At 63.9% G+C, this 19,695-nt stretch carries 17 protein-coding genes and 1 tRNA gene; 6 read left to right on the top strand and 12 right to left on the bottom strand.

What is annotated here, in order from left to right; translation table 11 throughout:
- Positions 1-215: 215 nt before the first annotated feature.
- Complete coding sequence (locus tag RBA95_RS03625) at positions 216-650, top strand: Hpt domain-containing protein (protein WP_306015447.1); 435 nt, start codon at positions 216-218, stop codon at positions 648-650.
- A gap of 439 nt (positions 651-1,089) precedes the next feature.
- Here RBA95_RS03625 and RBA95_RS03630 read toward each other — a convergent pair whose 3' ends face one another.
- Both RBA95_RS03630 and RBA95_RS03635 read right to left on the bottom strand, forming a co-directional pair.
- Positions 1,090-1,458 (bottom strand): hypothetical protein, encoded by a 369-nt coding sequence (locus tag RBA95_RS03630; protein ID WP_306015448.1) that lies wholly within the window; start codon positions 1,456-1,458, stop codon positions 1,090-1,092.
- Positions 1,455-1,802, bottom strand: a complete 348-nt coding sequence (locus tag RBA95_RS03635; protein WP_306015449.1) for a hypothetical protein — start codon at positions 1,800-1,802, stop codon at positions 1,455-1,457. The genes RBA95_RS03630 and RBA95_RS03635 overlap by 4 nt, the downstream gene beginning before the upstream one ends.
- A gap of 259 nt (positions 1,803-2,061) precedes the next feature.
- On the opposite strand from RBA95_RS03635, the gene RBA95_RS03640 reads away from it, so the two are divergent.
- Together RBA95_RS03640 and RBA95_RS03645 are read left to right on the top strand one after the other, a co-directional pair.
- Positions 2,062-4,281, top strand: a complete 2,220-nt coding sequence (locus RBA95_RS03640) for a copper-translocating P-type ATPase (protein WP_306015450.1) — start codon at positions 2,062-2,064, stop codon at positions 4,279-4,281.
- A 21-nt stretch (positions 4,282-4,302) separates the two neighbouring features.
- Positions 4,303-5,646 (top strand): APC family permease, encoded by a 1,344-nt coding sequence (locus RBA95_RS03645; RefSeq protein ID WP_306015451.1) that lies wholly within the window; start codon positions 4,303-4,305, stop codon positions 5,644-5,646.
- Here the strand turns inward: RBA95_RS03645 and RBA95_RS03650 are convergent.
- Genes RBA95_RS03650 through RBA95_RS03675 form a run of 6 tightly spaced genes read right to left on the bottom strand, consistent with a single transcriptional unit; the run spans position 5,643 to position 13,407 of the window.
- Positions 5,643-6,485, bottom strand: a complete 843-nt coding sequence (locus RBA95_RS03650) for a copper resistance D family protein (RefSeq protein WP_306015452.1) — start codon at positions 6,483-6,485, stop codon at positions 5,643-5,645. The two genes, RBA95_RS03645 and RBA95_RS03650, sit on opposite strands and share 4 nt — an antisense overlap.
- Positions 6,478-6,834 (bottom strand): copper resistance CopC family protein, encoded by a 357-nt coding sequence (locus RBA95_RS03655; protein ID WP_306015453.1) that lies wholly within the window; start codon positions 6,832-6,834, stop codon positions 6,478-6,480. The genes RBA95_RS03650 and RBA95_RS03655 overlap by 8 nt, the downstream gene beginning before the upstream one ends.
- Positions 6,834-7,316, bottom strand: a complete 483-nt coding sequence (locus RBA95_RS03660) for a copper-binding protein (RefSeq protein ID WP_306015454.1) — start codon at positions 7,314-7,316, stop codon at positions 6,834-6,836. The genes RBA95_RS03655 and RBA95_RS03660 overlap by 1 nt, the downstream gene beginning before the upstream one ends.
- A 2-nt stretch (positions 7,317-7,318) precedes the next feature.
- Positions 7,319-10,513, bottom strand: a complete 3,195-nt coding sequence (locus RBA95_RS03665; protein ID WP_306015455.1) for an efflux RND transporter permease subunit — start codon at positions 10,511-10,513, stop codon at positions 7,319-7,321.
- Complete coding sequence (locus tag RBA95_RS03670; RefSeq protein WP_306015456.1) at positions 10,500-12,212, bottom strand: efflux RND transporter periplasmic adaptor subunit; 1,713 nt, start codon at positions 12,210-12,212, stop codon at positions 10,500-10,502. The genes RBA95_RS03665 and RBA95_RS03670 overlap by 14 nt, the downstream gene beginning before the upstream one ends.
- A gap of 4 nt (positions 12,213-12,216) precedes the next feature.
- Complete coding sequence (locus RBA95_RS03675) at positions 12,217-13,407, bottom strand: TolC family protein (protein WP_306015457.1); 1,191 nt, start codon at positions 13,405-13,407, stop codon at positions 12,217-12,219.
- 157 nt (positions 13,408-13,564) lie between these two features.
- On the opposite strand from RBA95_RS03675, the gene RBA95_RS03680 reads away from it, so the two are divergent.
- From RBA95_RS03680 to RBA95_RS03690, 3 genes are read left to right on the top strand one after another with little or no spacing between them, the layout of a single operon-like run.
- Positions 13,565-13,876, top strand: a complete 312-nt coding sequence (locus RBA95_RS03680) for a hypothetical protein (protein ID WP_306015458.1) — start codon at positions 13,565-13,567, stop codon at positions 13,874-13,876.
- Positions 13,873-14,313 (top strand): Spy/CpxP family protein refolding chaperone, encoded by a 441-nt coding sequence (locus RBA95_RS03685; protein WP_306015459.1) that lies wholly within the window; start codon positions 13,873-13,875, stop codon positions 14,311-14,313. Before RBA95_RS03680 ends, RBA95_RS03685 begins: the two co-directional genes overlap by 4 nt.
- Complete coding sequence (locus RBA95_RS03690; RefSeq protein ID WP_306015602.1) at positions 14,313-14,882, top strand: RNA polymerase sigma factor; 570 nt, start codon at positions 14,313-14,315, stop codon at positions 14,880-14,882. The genes RBA95_RS03685 and RBA95_RS03690 overlap by 1 nt, the downstream gene beginning before the upstream one ends.
- Positions 14,883-15,057: 175 nt before the next feature.
- On the opposite strand, the gene RBA95_RS03695 is transcribed toward RBA95_RS03690, so the two are convergent.
- The 4 genes from RBA95_RS03695 to RBA95_RS03710 all read right to left on the bottom strand — a co-directional run bounded on the left by RBA95_RS03695 (position 15,058) and on the right by RBA95_RS03710 (position 19,663).
- Positions 15,058-15,134: transfer RNA gene (locus tag RBA95_RS03695), tRNA-Arg, on the bottom strand.
- A 171-nt stretch (positions 15,135-15,305) separates the two neighbouring features.
- Complete coding sequence (locus tag RBA95_RS03700; RefSeq protein WP_306015460.1) at positions 15,306-17,000, bottom strand: methyl-accepting chemotaxis protein; 1,695 nt, start codon at positions 16,998-17,000, stop codon at positions 15,306-15,308.
- A 136-nt stretch (positions 17,001-17,136) separates the two neighbouring features.
- Positions 17,137-19,134, bottom strand: a complete 1,998-nt coding sequence (locus tag RBA95_RS03705) for a TonB-dependent siderophore receptor (protein ID WP_306015461.1) — start codon at positions 19,132-19,134, stop codon at positions 17,137-17,139.
- A 25-nt stretch (positions 19,135-19,159) separates the two neighbouring features.
- Positions 19,160-19,663 (bottom strand): hypothetical protein, encoded by a 504-nt coding sequence (locus RBA95_RS03710; RefSeq protein ID WP_306015462.1) that lies wholly within the window; start codon positions 19,661-19,663, stop codon positions 19,160-19,162.
- Between the last annotated feature and the right edge of the window lie 32 nt (positions 19,664-19,695).

The raw sequence follows: 19,695 nt of genomic DNA on the forward strand, positions 1-19,695 counted from the left end.
CAGGGTCTCATCACATTCGCTGGGCCTGACATAGGCTTGCGCCGATAGTGTCAGTCATGTCGCGCAATCGCAAGCGAACTAAGCGGCGGCGCAATTCCTGTGGGGCGAATCCATCGCCCGAAGACGCGCGCAATCCTGTCTGATGATCCGGGCCCGATGATTAATCCCTGCGCAAGTTCGCCCCACTTATCTTGCCATGACTGGCGGAGTCCCCCATGCCCAAAGCAAGTGCAAGATCAATTGTTGAGAAATTTTGCCTGGAGCTTCCACGCGAAATCCAACAGGTGAACGCGATCCTCAACGCACAATCGGACTCTCGCTTTGAACACGCCAAAAAGCTCAAGAGCCTGCAGGAAGAATGCCACAGATTGCGCGGCAGCTCTTACTGCATGGGGTTTCCGACCCTCGGGGCGGAGTTCACGAAAATGGAGCAAGATTGCGCCCTGCCCCGTGACCCCAAGGAGGCCATGGACCCGCGCAAGATCGAGCGCATCCGCCTGAGGCTGGCCAAGGTCAAAAGCATCGCGGGCAAGCTCTCCGCGGATCAGTCCCGGCTGGTTCACAGGCTCGAAAACGCGACCAGGCCCGCACAGCCCCCGGCGCCGCCCAAACCGTCGAGCCCGCCCGACGATGATTTTTTCATGATCTAGAGAACCGTCCGCCGTGCGGGGCGACGGCCTAACCTGAGCCCACACGCGACGCGCATGCGAGCCAGCAAGCGCGCTTTGATCGCGCACAGCCGTATGCATTCAAATATCGTTTTGGAAAAGATGGCGCGCCGGGGAGGATTCGAACCCCCGACCCCCAGATTCGTAGTCTGGTGCTCTATCCAATCTTTTCAATGTTTTACTTGTCCTATGCAGCATCCGTGCAGCATGCTGACGCCAGCCCTGTTCCCGGCTCGTGCCGGGTCCGTTCCGGATGACCGCACTGCCAGAATGGAGAAGTCCTAGAAGAAATCAGGCTCAATGAGCCGGGTCCTTCGGGTACAAACCGTCCCTCGAAACGAGTTGACCCATATGGGAGACAACCAAACCATAGTCCCGGTCCCGCGTTGCCTCACCGGCTTTGACCGGCTCACAATCAGGCTCATTGCACCCGCTGGTGCAGTCGGGTGACAGCTCGACTTGCGACCTCCAGCATTGTTGTGAACCGACCAGTCGTGGCGCTATCCAGAGCTGAGCGCAAGCAAGGCTTCACCCTCAGCGCGGGTTTCTCGACTACGCGGCGGAGCAACACGGCCATCAGTAGCGTGCTTGTCCCCATGATCGCGAACATCGCGCCAGTCCCAATGTCGGGATTAAGCGCGACGCACACCTGACCGACCGGCCAGTGCAGGATGTACAGGCCGTAGGAGATATCCTCGACCTCGCGCACCTGACGGCCAATCTCGCCGGGGACCGTCTTGAAGCCGAGCCACAGGAACACATAGGCGCTGGCGATCTGACCAGCGATCATGCCCGCCGGTGTGGCGTACAGCGCGAATGCTCCGAGGCAGAGCAGCGCGGCCCGGCGGCGTTCAAGGCGATCCGGTGGCGGAAACGATAGAAAATCGCTCCGGTCAGGAAGGCCGGCCCAAACCGGGACATGACCTCGACCGTGTCATCGAGCGGCCCGGAATAGGGAAACGCCTGGACCGTCAATGAGACCATGACCGCCAGGGCGAACAGGACCGGCACGTCCCAGCTGCGCCGCCAGACCCCAACCGTCGCCGCAGCTCCGGCGAGAACATAGCAAACCAGCTCATAGCGGATCGTCCAGAGCGGCCCGTTGATCTCCGTTATTGGGTTGGCTTCGAACACGCCGGGCAGCGTGCCCGTAAAGAATCAGGACGGCGAACCCGATCCGCATGGCGGTGAAATTGTTCGACCGATCTTCAAGCCGGCCGTGTCCGGGTGCGGTTTGCATGGCGCGCCTTTCCTCTGCCTGTCTCGGTCTCACGCAAACAGTGGCCCAGCAGCAACGCGCAGGCGTCGAGATAGGCGGTGCAGCGATCCTGAGGGAGGGCCGGTTGCGCCGCGTATAGAGGACGAGAGCGCCGTAGGCCCATGGGAGGATAAGTTGGATCATCAATGCCATGAGCACGACGCCCCGTCTCACAAGCACGATCCAGGGCAGCAGCCCGGCGGGAAGTATGATCGCATTCCCAACGACTTTGACGGCGTCGTCTACACCTGTCCCATGCATCCTGGCGTTCGTGAGCCGAAACCGGGGCCCTGCCCGATCTGCGGTATGGCGCTTGAGCCGGAGAGCGTGATCGCCGGGGATGAGCAGGACAGCGAGGAATTAGCTGACATGACCCGGCGCTTCTGGGTCAGCGCGGCGTTCACGCTGCCCTTGTTTCTCTACACTATGGTGGAGATGGTGCCGGGCAGCCCGTCGCATGCGCTGATCAGGGGCGCGTCAGCGCAATGGCTACAGCTTCTTCTGGCCTCTCCCGTCGTCCTGTGGGGCGGTTGGCCCTTTCTGGTGCGCGGAGCGCAGTCGGTTCGCACCATGAACCTGAACATGTTCACCCTGATCGGGTTGGGTGTTTCGGTCGCCTATCTTTACAGCGTCGTCGCCACGGTGGCGCCAGGCTTGTTTCCAGATGCGTTCCGTCAAGCCAGTGGCGAGGTCGGGGTCTATTTCGAGGCCGCCGCGGTCATCACGACGCTGGTTCTGCTTGGGCAGGTGCTTGAGCTTCGCGCACGTAGTGCGACTTCGGGGGCGATCCGCGCGCTCCTGGAACTTGCACCACCGACCGCGCGACGGATCGAAACAGACGGATCGGAAGCGGAAGTGGCGCTCGACGAGCTGGCCGAGGGCGACCGGCTGCGGGTGCGCCCCGGCGAGAAAATTCCGGTGGACGCGACAGTGGAGGACGGCTCCAGCACGGTCGACGAATCCATGATCACCGGCGAGGCCATACCTGTCGCCAAGCAACATGGCGACGCAGTCACGGGAGGCACCGTGAACCAGACCGGTGGGCTGATCATTAAAGCGACAAGGGTCGGCGAAGACTCAACCCTCTCACAGATCGTTCAGATGGTCGCCGAGGCACAGCGAAGCCGCGCACCGATCCAAAGACTGGCCGATACGGTGTCGGGTTGGTTCGTTCCAGCTGTTATGGCGGTCGCGGTGATCTCCTTCATTGCATGGTCGACCTTCGGCCCTGAACCGGCGATGACCTATGCGCTCGTCAACGCAGTCGCCGTCCTCATCATCGCCTGTCCGTGCGCACTCGGGCTCGCCACACCCATGTCGATCATGGTGGCGACCGGTCAGGGGGCGAAGAGCGGCGTCCTTGTGAAGAATGCCGAGGCCCTTGAAACGCTAGAGAAAGTTAACCTTCTTGTCGTCGACAAGACCGGCACGCTCACAGAGGGCCGCCCCAAGCTCACCTCGATCAAGTGTTTCGGCGAGCTTCCAGAGGATGACGTATTGGGCCTTGTCGCCTCACTCGAGCAAGGCAGTGAGCACCCGCTCGCCGCCGCGATCGTTGCTGGCGCCCAAGCGCGTGGCGCCTCAATCAGCGATGTTTCTGAATTCCAGTCCACCACGGGGAAGGGTGTGGCAGGCGAGGTTCGTGAGCACGCGGTCGCGGTTGGCAATGCGGCGATGATGGAGGCGTTCGGCGGAATGCCCGCCGAAATCGCTGCCGAGGCCGACTCCTGGCGGGCAGAGGGCCAGACCGTGATGTTCGCCGCCATCGACGGCACGGTCGCCGGAATGATCGGCGTCGCCGATCCGATCAAGGAAACGACGAGCGATGCGCTTGCCGACCTCCATGGCGCGAATATCCGTGTGGTGATGTTGACAGGCGACAACCGGCGCACAGCCGAAGCCATCGGCGCCAAGCTTGGTATTGACGAAATTCACGCCGATGTCTTGCCTCAGGACAAGAGCCGCATCGTCAAAGAGTTTCAGGGGAAGGGCTTCATCGTCGCCATGGCTGGCGACGGCGTGAACGACGCACCTGCGCTCGCCGGTGCGAATGTGGGCATCGCCATGGGCACAGGCGCTGACGTGGCGATGGAAAGCGCGAGCGTCACCCTGATGAGCGGTGACTTGCGAGGTGTCGCGAAAGCGGTCCGCCTTAGCCGCGCCACGATGGCCAATATCCGCCAGAATCTATTCTTCGCCTTCATATACAACGCAGCCGGCGTACCGGTGGCTGCTGGGCTTCTATACCCCGTCTTCGGCGTTCTCCTCAGCCCGATGATTGCAGCCGCGGCGATGAGCCTGTCTTCGGTCTCTGTGATCGGCAACGCGCTGCGTCTTCGCAGCGTTCGGCTCTAGGCAGACGCTGGAGGCCTTCCCTTGAAGAACGACAAACGCTCGGCGAAATACGCCGCAAACAGTCTGACCCTCGCCGGTGCTGTAGCTATGGGAACCGGGGTCATGATCGGTGCGGGGATATTCGCGCTGACCGGCCAGATCGCCGAATTCGCCGGTCCCTGGTTCCCGCTCGCTTTCCTGGTGGCCGCCGTGATCAGCGGTTTCAGCGCCTACACCTATATCAAGGTGTCCAACCGCTATCCGTCTGCGGGCGGCATCGCGATGATTCTCAACAAGGCCTACGGTCCGGTCGCTGTGACCGGCGGATCAGCTCTTCTCATGGCCTTCTCCATGATCATCAACGAGAGCCTCGTGGCGCGCACGTTCGCCACCTACACGCTGCAGCTCTTTCCAGGTGATACGCCGTCTGTGATCATCCCGGTTCTGGCGGTTGGTCTCATCGTGTTCGCCTTCATCGTGAACGTCGCGGGAAACCGGTTCGTCGGAGGCCTTTCCAAGGTCGCAGCGGTGGTGAAGATCGGCGGCATTCTGGTCTTCGCGATCGTCGCGTTGGCCGCAGCCGGGTTCAGCTTCGATCCTGCGACGGGCGATGAACCGGCGCACGCGGGTTCGATTGGCGGCTTTCTCGCCGGCGTCGCTCTCGCCATTCTCGCCTACAAGGGCTTCACGACCATCACCAACAGCGGCTCGGAGCTTAAAAATCCGCACCGCAATGTCGGCCGCGCGATCATCATCGCACTCGCAATCTGCCTCGTGGTTTACATGCTGGTCGCCTGGGCGGTCGGCTCGACGCTTTCCATTGAGGAAATCATCGCCGCGCGGGACTATTCGCTGGCTGAAGCTGCTCGGCCGGCGGTGGGAGATCTCGGGGTCCAGTTCACCGTGACGCTCGCCATCATTGCGACCGCATCGGGCGTCATCGCAAGCATCTTCGCCGTCTCGCGCATGATCGCCATGCTGACCGACATGAAGCTGGTCCCGCACAAGCATTTCGGAATGCCTGGCGACATCCAGAAACATACCTTGGTCTATACGGTGGTCGCGGCGGGAGTCCTGGCCGCCTTCTTCGATCTGAGCCGCATCGCGTCGATGGGAGCGATCTTCTATCTGGTGATGGACATCATCATCCATTGGGGCGTGCTCCGGCGCATGCGCGAGGACGTCGACGCGAACCCGGTCATCCTGGTCAGCGCGATTGTTCTCGACGCCGTCGCTCTCGCCGCTTTCATCGTAATGAAGGCGCTGAACGACCCGATCATCATCGGGATTTCGCTTGGAGGCATCGTCGCGATCTTCGCATTCGAAAGCTGGTTCCTACGCCGTGCTCAAGCTGAGGGTCTGCGGGACGGTGAAAGCTCGAGCTAGGAAGCCGGACCGCTGACCGTTGTCGCCCATGTGACGAGTGCGAGCGCTGTGAAGAACAGCACCGTGTCAGCACTAAGCGTGATTTGCAGGAGCCGGCGTCCGCGGGGCAGATCGGCGGCGAGTATTCGGCTCACGAGCTGCTTGTTGACGGCGCCGAGTGCGAGCGCCACCAGGGCGACGGCGAATTTGGCGGTCAGGAGCTGTCCGTAGGGGGTGGTGAAGAGTTCGGTCAGCCCCCCGGCCAGGCGCCAGGCGAGATATCCGCCTGCGGCGAAGACCATAGGGACCATCCAGACCGCCGCTTCGCTGAAGCGGCTTACGGCGCTCGCGTCCGAGCCATCCCCCACCCCACGAGGCCAAAGGAGCAGCGGGGCGATGAACCAGAACGACGCGGCGAGCCCATGGATCGCCACGCCAATCTGGGCGGAGAGCCCGTCTTCCAGACCCGCGGCATGACCACTCAGGGAGAACGACGCGGCGATGAGTAGCGCCGCGGCGAGACCGAGCAAGCCCAGCTTGGCGAGGGAGGCCGCGACCGCCGCCACAAGTCCAAGGCTAAGCACAAGAACCTGAGCTTGCCGGCCGGGCCATATCCAGCCGAATGTCATCGGATCGAGCGCAGAGGCCCACGCGCCGCCGAGCTGGGCGTTCATCGTGAGGAGGAGGATCGCGTAGCAAAGAGCTGCTGCCAGGGCAGAGCCGACGACAACGTTCGGCCTCACCCGGCGCGCAAGATCGCCGCCGAGCGCGATCGCCCAGCCCAGGCCCGCCGACATCAGCGCAGCGGCGAGGACGCAGAGCTTCGCCGCGAAGACAGCCAGCGTAAACCCGTCAGGCATCGCCGCCGGTCACAGAGAAGCTGATCTCTCCCGTCATGACGTGGCCGTCTCGTGCAAGCGCGCGCCATTCAAGGACGTATGCGCCTTGAGACAGCTCAGGAAGCGGCGCGATGTGCTCGACCGCAAATGACCGGTCTGGCGAAAACCCGGTTTCAAGCGAGCTCCCGTCGGCGGTCTCCAACTGCACCGACGCCAACCCGACCTCCGCGGTGAATTCAAGCGTGATCTGGCTCGGCGCCGTTACCAGCGTCGCGCCATCCTCGATCGAGGAGGACCTGAGGCCGGCATGGGCGTGGGCGGCCGCAGTGAAACTCACCAGGGCGACCGCAGCGGCAAGGCCGCGCACCATTATTCGCTCGCTCCGGCCGGCGTCATCTCCACGATGCGGAAGACGTCGTCGCGTCCGCGCCGGACGGTGAAGCGCACCGTGTCGCCCTCGCTGAACCCGGAAAGATCGACCGTGCCGGTGACGGGTATGTCCATGGTCATTTCCGGCCAGTTGATCTCAGGCATGGGCGGGTGGGTGATGTTCACCGAGCCGGCGTCCGAGTCGATGGTGTTGACCACGCCCTCGGCGGTGGCTTCAGCCGCCGCCATGCCGCCGGACATGGCGCCGTGATCCATACCTCCATGGTCCATTCCCGCGTGCATGTCGCCGCTAGCCATTTCGCCATGGTTCATATCACCGTGGTCCATGCCGGACGAAGCGGTCTGCTCGCCAGCAGCGGACGCTTCGGCGGCGACCGCCGGCGCCTCGGTCTCGGGCTCCGAGCAGGCGGCGATCAGGGCCGCGGTGGATGCAGCGATCAGAAACAAGGATGGACGGGTCATGGTCAGGCCTCCGTTCGGGTTGAGAGTGAGTTTGAGACTTCGGACGCATTCCGGTCCAGCCTGAGCCGGAACGCCTCCCAGAGGAAATAGATCGCCGGAACGACCAGCAGGGTCAGCACCAGGGTCGAGACCATGCCGCCCACCATGGGCAGCGCGATCCGGCGCATCACGTCTGCGCCGAGCCCGTCGGTGATGAAGACCGGCGCCAGGCCGGCGAAAATGGTCAGCACCGTCATCAGTTTCGGACGAAGTCGCATGGCCGCGCCGGCCATCACCGCTTCGAACAGCTCGTCCTGAGTTCGGGGCGGATGCTCACGGACCTGCTGGTCTAGGTAGAGCACCATCACCACTGCGGTCTCCACCGCGATGCCGCCAAGCGCGATGAACCCGACAGCGGTCGCGACGGACATGTCGTAGCCGGCGAGCCAGAGCGACCACAAACCGCCGATCAGGGCGAAGGGCAGCGATGCCATGATCATAAGCGTCCGGTCCACACGCCCGAAATGCAGCATCAGCAATACGAACACGATCAGAATGGCGGCGGGTATCGCGAGCGACAAGCGTTCGCGCGCCTCGATCATCTGTTCAAACTGGCCCGACCATTCCACCGCATAGCCGGACGGCAGCGTGACCTCCTCCGCCACCACGCGCTGCGCGTCGTTGACGAACGAAGCGATGTCGCGCCCGGCGACGTCGACGAACACCCAGCCGGTCAGACGGGCGTTCTCCGAGCGGATCATGGGCGGCCCGTCGACGAAGGCGATGTCGGCGAGTTCCGACAAGGGGATCTGAGCGCCGTCACGGCTTGTCACCAGGAGGTCGCCGACTGCGGACGGCTGGTTTCGGAACGGCCGGTCGTAGCGTACTGCGATGGCGTAGCGCTCGCGTCCCTGAACGCTCTCGCTCACCGGGCGTCCGCCCATCGCGGCGTTGATCACCGCCTGAACGCTGGCGAGATCGACATTCTGCCGCGCCAGCTCGCGGCGGTCCGGCGTGATTTCCAGATAGCGCCCGCCCATGGTGCGGTCCGCGAACGCCGAACGTGCGCCGTCCACGCCTTCCACGACTCGGGCCAGATCGGCGGCGACGCGTTCGATTTCGAACAGGTCGTCGCCGGTGATCTTCACACCCACGGGCGTGCGCACGCCGGTCGAGATCATGTCCATGCGGATCTTGATCGGGTAGCCCCAGGAATTGACGAGCCCCGGCATCGCAACGCGCTCGTTCAATTCCTCGATTAGGGCCTCCGGCGTGAGGCCCGATCGCCATTCCTCCCGCGGCTTGAGGCGTATCCAGGTCTCGATCATGGACATGGGCGCGGGATCGGTCGCCGTGTCGGCCCGCCCGGCCTTGCCGAAGGCCTGTTCGACTTCGGGGACCGTCATGATCAAACGGTTCGTGGTCGAGAGAATGTCTCGCGCCTCGGCCGTCGAGACGCCGGGAAGAGTCGTCGGCATATACAACAACTCGCCCTCGTAAAGCGGCGGCATGAACTCGCCGCCGAGTCGGGCGAGCGGAAGCGCCGAGCTCAGCAGCAGCACCATCGTCAGGCCAATCGTCACCCAGCGGAACCGCAGCGCCAGGCGCAGGACGGGCCGATACCCGGCGATGAGGACCCGCATGATCGGATTGGCGCGCTCAGGCCGCACGCGGCCGCGTACAAGCAGCATGATCAGAACCGGAACCAGCGTCACTGACAGGGCCGCAGCGAACGCCATGGCGTAGGTCTTGGTGAAAGCGAGCGGGGAGAAGAGCCGGAAGCTTTCACCGGTCAGGGCGAAGACGGGAAGGAAGGACACCGTGATGATCAAAAGCGAGAAGAAGACGCCTGGCCCGACCTCCTGCACTGCCTTGATCCGCGCGGCGTCCCGATCGGCCTTCGAGGCGTCGGGCGGTAGGTCTGCGAGGCGGCGGTTGGCGTTCTCCACCATGACGATGGAGGCGTCGACCATGGCGCCGATTGCAATGGCGATTCCGCCCAGCGACATGATGTTCGCGGTGACGCCCTGAGCCTGCATGACGATAAAGGCGGCGAGGACGCCGAGCGGAAGGGTGATGACCGACACGAACGCGGAACGCACGTGGAGGAGGAAGATCAGCACCACGAGCGTGACCGCGATCGCCTCCTCGATGAGCTTGTGCTGAAGATACTCGACCGCGCCTTCGATCAACGGCGCGCGGTCGTAGACTGAAACGATCTCCACGCCCTCCGGCAAGCCGGCCGACAATTCGTCGATGCGTTCGGTCACCCGGTCGATGACCTCAAGAGCGTTTTCGCCGTCGCGCATCACGATGATGCCCGAGACCACTTCGCCCTCGCCATTAAGCTCGGTCACGCCGCGCCGCAGCGCCGGCCCCTCGATGACCCGGCCGAGATCGGCGACGGTCACCGGAGCGCCGTCTTCGGCGTAGAGCGAGACCTGCTCAAGCTCTCCGGCCGTGGTCACATAGCCTCGCGCGCGCACGAAAAATTCCGTCTCGGCCTGCTCGACGATGCTGCCGCTTGCTTCAAGCGAAGACCGGCGGACCGCTTCGATCACGTCAGGAAGCGCCACACTGAACGCGCGCAGCCTGTCCGGATCAAGAAGCACCTGAAACTCGCGCTGGAAGCCGCCGACCGAGGCGACCTCCGCCACACCGTCCACGGCGGCGAGTTCAAAGCGCAGGAACCAATCCTGAAGGGCGCGCAAATCGGCGAGGTCGCGCTCGCCGGTGCGGTCGACGAGGGCGTACTGATAAACCCAGCCGACGCCTGTGGCGTCGGGACCGAGCTCCGGCGTCGCGCCGGCGGGCAGTTCGGCCTGCATGCGCGAGAGCGCCTCGAGCACGCGGGAGCGCGCCCAATACTGATCCACCCCGTCCTCGAACACCACGTAGATGAAGGAGGAACCGAACATGGAGACGCCACGCACGTCCTCCGTCCGCGGCAAGCCCAGCAGCGCGCTCGCCATCGGATAAGTGACGAGGTCTTCGACCAGCTGAGGGCTTTGCCCCGGGAACTCGGTGCGCACGATGACCTGAGTGTCGGTCATGTCGGGCACCGCGTCGAGCGGCGTGGACTGAACCGCGCGAATCCCGCCCACCAAGAGCACCGCCGCACCGATCAGGACCAATAACTTGTTCTGGATCGACCAGGCGATGAGGCCGCCAACCCAACCCTTGGACGGGTCGCGGAGCCCTGAGTCAGTGGTTTGCATGACTGCCCCCGGCGCGCATTGCGTCTTCGCTCATGCCTTCGGCTTGTTCACGCTCCGCCGCGGCTTCTGGCCACGTCACCCGTCTCGCGTCTTCATCGCCGTAGGGGTTGAACGGCCTTGTGGTCCCGGCCTCAAGCCAGGCGCGCCCGTCCGCTTCATAGATCGACAGGCCGAGCGCTTCATAGCGCTGCGGCCGGCTCATCAGCCAGGGCCGGAGGGTCTCCACCAGGTCGTCCAGACCGCCTCGAAGTTCGGACGCGGTTCCCGCCTCGGTCAGGTCCTGAAGAGTCTTGGCGGACTCTTCCATGATCCTTCGCAAACGCCCCGGATAGCGGTCTGCGATCATCTCTGCAGCGTCGATCGCAGGCTGGAAGAAGGACGGCTGGACCGGGTAGCCGTCTCGCAGCGCCTCGTGGACATAGAGCGCGGCGTCCACGACATGGTCCACCATGTCGAGCTCGGCCTCGGACAGTTCAAGCGCGCTCAAGGGCGCGTCGCCGCCCTGCATGCGCGCAAAGCTCTCCCGCAGACGGCTTTCGCTATCAATCAGAAACTGGCCCGAGGCGACGATGGTCTCGCCTTCCGACAGGCCGCGTCTTACCTCGGTGAAGCCGTTTTCGCTCATCCCCGTCTCGACCGCACGCGGCTCGAACCGGCCGCCACCAAGCCCGACGACGACGCGCGCGCCATCCTCGCTGTAGAGCACGGCTTCAGTGGGGACCGCGAGACGTCGCTCGATATCGCCCGCAAACGTGACGCTGGCGAACGCGCCGGGGCGCAGCGCGCCGGACGGGTTCGGCACGGCCACGCGAACACGGCCTGTCCGTGTGCGCGCGTCGAAAGTCGGATAGATGTAATCCACTTCGCCGCTGACCGCTGCGCCGCCGCGAGCCAGCCGCACATCGGCGCTCTGCCCCTCGGCGAGGTGCACCAGATCGCTCTGCGGCGCCTCGGCGATCACCCAGACCGTCGAATAGTCCTGCAGCATCAGGACGTCCGCACCGACCGGCAAGTAATTGCCCTCGGCGACGTTCAGCTCGGATACGACGCCATCGCGTTCGGCGAAGACCGGGACGGTGCGAAGGGGCTCGCCGCGCTCGCGCATGCGGGCGATGGCGATCGGCCCCATTCCCAGCGCCTCAAGCCGGCGGAGCGACGCCTCGGCGCGGCGCGCATTGGAGGCGCGCGCCGAGAAGTAATCCATCTGCGCGGCCACAAGCTCGGGGCTGTAGAACTCGAACAGCAGATCGCCGGTGCTCACCTCGTCGCCGACGGCGCGCACGTAGAGCCGTTCGATCCAGCCCGGCGTGCGAGTGGAGACAGCCGACTGGAGCCGCTCATCAGCGGCGATCTGGGCGAACGCTTCGATACGCCCGCCAAATTCGGCGGGCGCGGCTTCGGCGGTCCGTACGCCCACCGTCTGAAGCAGGGCGGGAGAGATGGTTACGGCGGGACTCGCGCCCGCTGAAGAGCCCGTTGCCGCGTCCGCGCCGCCGCTGTCCATAGGCACCAGGTCCATGCCGCAAATCGGACAGCTTCCCGGATCATCCGAAATGTAGTGAGGGTGCATGGGGCAGGTATAGCGCTGCTCGCCGCCCTCCGCCGTTTGCCCCTCGGCGATATATGCGCCAAATGAGAGCGGAACCGGGGCGACAAACACCGAGACCGCCGCCAACATCATGAAGAGTGCGTGTTTCATCAGATCAATCCAGCGTCAGGGCATGCATGCGGGCAGCGGCGCGGTCGGCCTGGAGTTGCAGCTGCAAGACACGAACCCTCACCTCAAGCGCGTTCGCCCGAGCCTCTAAAACAGGGCGCAGATCGCCAGAACCCGCTTCATACTCACGCTGCGCCGCGTCGGAGAGCGCTTCAAGCGCTGCGATCCGATCTTCGAGGGCGGTGCGTGAGCGAAGGGCCGACGCGAACGCCGCCGTCGCCGCGCGGTATTCATCAAGCGCGTTGCGTCTGGCGTCTGCGGTCCTCAGCGCGGCGGCGTCCGCATCACGGCGCGCGGCCTCCAGTGCAGGCTGCTGATTCCACCGCGACCAGAGCGGGATCGACACACCGACGCGCGCCGAAACCCAGTCATCGCCCTCGAACATCGCTCCTGATTCACGCTGGAAATAGCTGACCGACACTTCGTAGCCGAGGTCGAAATCGCGCTCGCGGATTTCGACACCCGCCTCAGCGGCACGCGCCTGAGCCTCTGCCAAGGCGACCGCGTGAAAGCGGAGCGGCTCGTCGCTCATCGGCGGTTCGATGGTCTCAAGACGCGGCGCGGTGTCGACAGCGCCCACCAGGCTTTCCAGCCGACTGCGCGCCTGGGCCGCCATGCGGGCGGCGTCCGCGGCGGTCGTGTCGGCGGCGGCGCGCTCCGCATCGATATCGGCCAGCGCGGCGAACCGGCTTTCGCCCGTGGCGGCAGCGCTTTCAAGCACCTCAGCAAGGTCGTCGTAGACTGCAAGCTGGCGGGCGACGAGCTGTTCGATAGTGTCGGCCGCATCGATCTCGCGGAGCGACACGTGGAGCGCCGCTTCAAGCTGGTCGCGGCGCATGCCCATCATGGTCAGCGCGATGTAAGCGCGGGCTTCGTCAGCAGCCGTGCGGGCCTGGCGCAGCCCACGGCTGGGCAAGGCCTGGGTCACCGTGACCGATTTCGAGCTCGGCAGGTATTCGTCGAACTGGAACGGGTCGTTCACCGGCACATTGTTCACGCCGAGCGCAATGCTTGGGTTTGGCAGGCCGAGACGGCTACGCCCCTCAAGGCGACGCGCCTCGGCCTCGACCGCAAGAGCGGCGAGCGCCGGGTGCTCGTCAAGGCGCGCGCTCAAGTCGGCCAGCGCGGGAGCGGGCGTCGCAGAAAGGGTGGCGGCGAGCGCGGCGAGTATCAGCATGAGAGTTCATCCTGTGTGTTTCACTCTCTCTACGCGCTGGAAATGCGCTTCCCTCACCGGGCTCACAGAAACCGGCACAGATCTGATCTGCAATGAGTTTGAGGGAAGGCGCGCTGGCGTGCGTATAATGGGCATGATCACCAATAGGAGCCGCGCGATGACAGACATCGACCGCGTACTCAAAAAGATCGGCGAAGAACCGGCGACGGCTGACCTCACCGCAATGGAGGCTGAGGTCTGGGCGCGTATCGACGAGCAGAGGCCCGACACTCAGACGGGGCAGTGGACGTTCGAAGGGCCTGTCCAGATTCTGACCAGTCCTGCAGCGGCGATCCTTATCGCCCTCCTCATCGGAGCTGTAATCGGCGCAACCAGCCTTCAGAGTTCGGGCGCGGCGGGCCCTATGAGCGCCTTCTCGGCATCGGCGCCATACGCCCCTTCGACGCTGCTTGGAGGTTCGCCGCAATGAGCAAGCTCGGCTTTTATCAAGGGCTCTGCGTCGTCCTGGCCCTCGCCGCCGGCGCCCTCGGGGCCTGGTGCGTCACTCACTATTTCGCGCCAGCCGATAGCGGCCCGTCGCTCCATCAGATGGTCCATCGCGAGCTTGAGCTTTCATCAGAGCAGGCCGAAGCGATCGCCGAAATCGAGGCGCGCTATCAATCACGACGCCGCGCCCTGGAAAACGAGATGCAGGCTGCCAATGCGCGCCTCGCTGCAGCGATTGACGCGGACAAGGCCTATACCGACGAGGTCCAGTCCGCGATCGAGGACTTTCACGGCGCCATGGGCGCGCTCCAGCGCGAAACCATCGTCTTCGTCCTTGAAATGCGCGAGGTGCTTACTGCCGAGCAGCAGGCGCGCTTTGACGCTACCGTTACGGCGACCCTGACACAGACCGGGCAGTGATGCAGGACGCAGATGCATCGGACGGCGATCTGGCGGCCAGGGCGCTTGCTGGCGAGGACCGGGCCTTCACGCTGCTCATGCGCCGGACCAAGCAGCCGCTTTACCGCTTCGCTTGCCGTCATATCGGCAATGACGACCTCGCCTACGACATGGTCCAGCAGGCTTTCGTTTCAGCCTGGCGGTCGCTGCGCAGCTATGATCCCGCTTATCCTTTCGAGACATGGATGCGCACCATCGTGCGCAACAAGTGCCGCGACGAACAGCGCAAGGCGCGCGTCCGTCGCTGGATCACCCTCAGCCCGGTCGCAAACTCCGGCGTCCAGCTGGACGCTCCGCACGAGGCCGCCGACCCCGAACGCGTTACGACAGAGCGCGATGAGCTGGAACGGGCAAGAGAAGCGATCAGCGCTTTGCCGGACGGTCTCAAGACACCGCTCATTCTCACCGCCTTGGAAGGGCTGACCATGTCTGAAGCCGCCCGCGAGCTCGGCCTCACGGAGAAGGCCGTGGAGAACCGACTTTACCGGGCCAGGAAGAGATTGGCGGAAACGCTGAAGCGCACACGCTGACGCGCTTAACTTATCGCGCGCAGTCTGAAAGTGGCCCAGGTCCCTGGGCGCATTGTGAGTTATGGGACCGCTGAGGGCCCGCGAACTTCCGGCTCTCAGATCTGTGTCGCACGGCAAATGGAGCCTCACAGCTCCACACGGGACGCACCGAAAACTGCGATGATCTTGGGAAGAATGGCGCGCCGGGGAGGATTCGAACCCCCGACCCCCAGATTCGTAGTCTGGTGCTCTATCCAGCTGAGCTACCGGCGCCTGTTTCGTCCTTGGGGGCGCTGGGCGTCCCTGTCGGCGAGGCGCGGAAACTAGCCAAGGCTTGTCAGCTTGGCAAGCGTCCTGACTGCGCTTTTCTCACCTTTGATGCAGCGGGGCCGAACACGCCTGAAACCGGGGGTCCAGGCCGCATCCGGCCCCGTCGCAAAACCCTTATGCCGCGCGCACCGCGGAGAGGAAGTCGCGGACGCGTGTGGCCAAGCCACCCGCTTCCTGGCGGACCGTCGCGGCGGTTTCCTGCACCGTGCCGGCCTGGGAGCTGGTCTCGTCCGCTGAACGGCTGACCTGTTCGATATTGGCCGACACACGCTGGGTCTCGGACGCCGCGCTTTGCGCCGAGCTGGCGATTTCCGTGGAGGCCGACCGCTGCTCGTCAATGGCGGCGTTAATGGCCGAGGCGACATTGAGCATCTCGTCGATCACGCCGCGCACTTCCTGCATGGCGCTCTCCACGGCGCCCGTGGCGGACTGGATCTGGGTAATCTGGTTGGAGATCTGCCCCGTGGCCCGACCAGTCTGTTCAGCCAGGGTCTTCACCTCGCTCGCGACCACGGCGAAGCCCTTGCCGGCCTCACCCGCACGCGCCGCCTCGATGGTGGCGTTCAGCGCCAGCAGGTTCGTCTGCTCGGCGATATCGGAGATCAGCTTGACCACCTGGTCGATTTCATTGGCCGCGGTCGTCAGCTGGTTCATCTCGGTGGAGGCGCGCTCCATCCGGTCCTTCGCCTGCCCCGACACATCGCTGGAGCGCTCGACCTGGGCGGCGATTTCAGACACCGATGCAGACAGCTCCTCGGCGGCGGAGGCCACCGTCGCAACCGCTTCAGAGGCGGACGCTCCCGCGCCGGACACTTCGCCCGCGCGGCTGGTGGTGTTCGACGACGCGCCGACCAGAACTTCGGCGGTTTCCTGAAGCGCGCTGGCGGACATGGTCACCGCCTCCAGCGTGCGCTCCACAGCGGCGTCAAAATCGGCCGCCAATTGTTCGATCTTGCGGGCTCGTTCGGCTTCCGCTTCGCTGGCGCGCAGGCTTTCGGCCTGCAGGCGAGCCGCTTCCTCGCCGCTATTGCGGAAGGTTTCCAGCGACGCCACGATAGAGCCCAGCTCGTCGGCGCGTTTGAGATGGGTGACATCCACGGTGAAGTCGCCCGCCGCCAGCTTCTCGGTGGCGCTGGCGATGGATTTGACAGAGCGGCTCACCGCACGTCCGAAGCCGAACGCCACAGCGGTCAGGCCCAGAGCCACGAGCAAGGTTGCAATGCCGAACATCCATTTGGTCCGCGATGCGGACGCGTTCGCCGCCTCGGCGCGAGCATTGGCTTCAGCGACCGCCGCCTCGCTCAGGCTGACAATGTCGGCGTTCATCTGCGCGAACACCTCATCGAACGGTTCGATGAAGCTCACCGCGCTGGCGAAATCCATTTCCAGCATGGAGCCGACCACTTCCAGCCCGCCCGAATACAGCTCCAGCTGCTCATCCAGGTCAGCGAAAATCTCGTCATTCGCCCCGCCGGCTTCGTTATGAATCGCATCGAAACTGGCGCGCAGCTCGGCGACCCGGTTCATATAGCCTTCAAACTGGGTGAAGACGTCCACATCGCGGCCCGCCGCCACGGCGGTCAGCGTCTGGTAGACATCGGCGTTCAGGGCTTCGGTTTCGGTGCGCAGGCCGTCCAGTTCGATCACATTGGTCAGACGCTCGACCGTGTCGCGCTGGCTGTTCGCAACGCCATTCAGGGCGAAACCGCCCATCAAGGCGATCCCGATCAAGGCCAGAACCGCAAAAGCCGGCGCAACGCCGAATTTCAACGAGAATGGCCAGTCATTAAAACTCAGACGCGTGAACATTAGTATGCGACCCCTTTAAAATCCCAGCGCGAGCATATGGATATGACCAACCTAAACCTGACTTCTTAATAGGTTATTCATGCTCTTCGCAGAATTCCGCCGCCCCGCTGTGGCGAGGCGGCGAAACAGGCAGGCTTTAGAAATTCGCCCGCAGACTGACCCAGTAACGGGCCTCGGTTTCATAGACGGGCGTGGTCAGCTCGCCATCACCGAAATTGACGTTCTGGGCCGTCAGGCTGAGGTCCAGATTGTCGCTCAGCTCATAGCTGGCCCGACCGGAGAAGGAGATGTGACCGTCAATGTCACGCGATGCGACGGCGCCGAAGACCGGCTGGAACGGCATCACCGTATCAGAGACATAGTTGGCATAGCCATCCAGGCTCAGGCGACCAGACGTCCAGCCCAGATGGGCGTTGACGGTATGCTCCGGCGTGATGCCCTCAAAATCCGTCAGCGTAGTGGTCGGGAACGGCGTCAGATCATCTTCCACCGACTTGTAGGTGTAGCTCAGATCCCAATCGACAGTCTCGCCGATCATGCCCGCCAGCGAGCCCTCAAAGCCCCACAGACGGGTCTCACCGCGATTGCCGAAGCGATAGGCCGGCAGAGGCGCGTTCGGCGGGAACAGGTCCGGTGCGCCGCCCAGCGAGGACTTCACATCATCGGTGTTCTGCCAGAACAGAGCCGTCCGCAGCTGGACGCCATTGGACAGATTACGGTCATAGGCGAGCTCGATATTGTCCACGATGGACGGCTGAATGTTCGGATCGCCGATCAGGACCGCCGTGCCGACGGGCAGCAGAAAGCCCATATCGAACATGGTCGGAGCCTGAATGCCGCGCGCCGCCGAAAGACGGACCGTACCGCCCGCTTCGGGCTTGTAGACGAGAGCGGCATTATAGCTGAACTCTTCGAAGCTGACGTCGTAATCGGACTGCGTATACGGGTAGAGCGCCGGATTCGGCGACCCGTCACGGCTCCAGTCCACCATATCATAGCGAACCGCGAGGGTGGTCTCGAGCTTGTTGGAGAACTTGTGGTTCCACATGCCCGAGAACGCCAGGGTCTCGTAGTTCAGATCTCCGGCGGTCGTGTCGGGGAAGGACGCGGTCTCGGCGGTCCGGAACTCCACGGCGAAGCGCAGCGTGTCGTTTGAACCGATCTTGATCAGGTCCTGCAGTTTGAACGACGTCAGCTCGCCATCCAGATCACCAAAGCTGTAGGTGATATCGGATTCATTGCGATAGGCGCTCAGCGTGATGTAGCCGAAATCGGTGTCGGCGCCGAGTTCGCCCTGATAGGAAGTCAAATCGTAGGCGTTTGCAGCCGACGAATAAATCGAGGTCAGCTCGAGCACTTCAGCTTCAGACTGGGTGTACTCGAACGTCAGGCCGACATTTTCCGTGAATTTCACGGAGCCGCCCAGTGCAAAGTGCTCGCGCTCGAAATCAGGGTTGCCGGCGCGCAGACTCACAGCCTCGGTGGCGTCCGGCTCAACGTCAAAATCGCGACCATCGGTGCGACCATAGCTGAAGCGCAGGGCGATCTGGTCATTCAGCGCGCGACCGCCCGACAGGCGATATTGCTGATAGCCGTTCGTGCCCACTTCGGCGGTGGCGTTGGCGAAGTCGCCATAAGCCGGGTCGCGGGTGATGATATTGATCACGCCCGCTACAGCGTTGAAGCCGTACAGCGCCGATTGCGGGCCTTTGACGACCTCGATCTGCTGGATCTCGTCCAGATTCACCGGCAGGGTCGACCAGGCGGTGTAGCCATAGCTGTCGAGATAGACTTCACGGCCATTAACCAGCACCAGCAGGCGCGGCGTGTAAGGAGATGCGGCCGAGCGGATGCCGACTTCACCCTGGCCCATGGAGAACCGGGCGACATCAATGCCGCTGTAATGGCGCAGAATGCCGGGAATGTCGTATTCCGGCGCCTGGGCGATCTCATCCTGGGTGATGATGATCATAGTTGCCGGGACATCGGTGGAGCGCTGCGGCGCGCCCGTGGCGCCGGTGGTCACCGGCTCACCGAACATCTCGCCCATCACCTGATAGTCGATGGACTGGGCGTTGGCGGCTGCGGACGTCGCAATCAGCGCCGCCGCGGAATAAAGCAGTGTATTTTTCATCGTCTCGAATCCTTCCGAGGCAGCGTTAGATTTCTTCGACCATCATGGCGAAAGCAGTGGAGAAGCTGACCGAAGCCGAGCTGGCGGCCGCGCTGTTCACGACGATGCGCACCGAAGGCTCGCTCTGCACGCCCATGACGCAATTGCCGGCCTGAACACAGGTCATGTCCGTGGACACGGTCATCACACCTGCGGAGGTGGCGGCCTGAACCGCGCCGGCGTCGGTCGCCGCACCGCCCAGGAAGACTGCCGCGTCCACGCCGCTGACCGACTGACCCAGCGGGACCAGCTGACCGTTCAGGGTGACGCGACCCGCGCTGAGCCCGCCCGCCATGGCGGCGTTCAGGGCTTCGGCTTCCGCCGCACTGGCCGGATCAAACACAATCGCCACCGTGCGGTCGGAACCGGACGCGCCTTCAAGGAAGCTCAGCGCCCGACCGACAACCGCCAGGTCGCGCTCGGTGGTTTGCGCGGAGGCCGCGCTGGTGAGCAGAACGGACAGGCCGACTGCACTTAAAATGCGGATCATTCTCATACCCCAACACAAGTATAGTGAACTCG

It is taken from the genome of Oceanicaulis sp. MMSF_3324, from assembly GCF_030733545.1.
In the GTDB taxonomy this organism is placed as follows: Bacteria; Pseudomonadota; Alphaproteobacteria; order Caulobacterales; family Maricaulaceae; genus Oceanicaulis.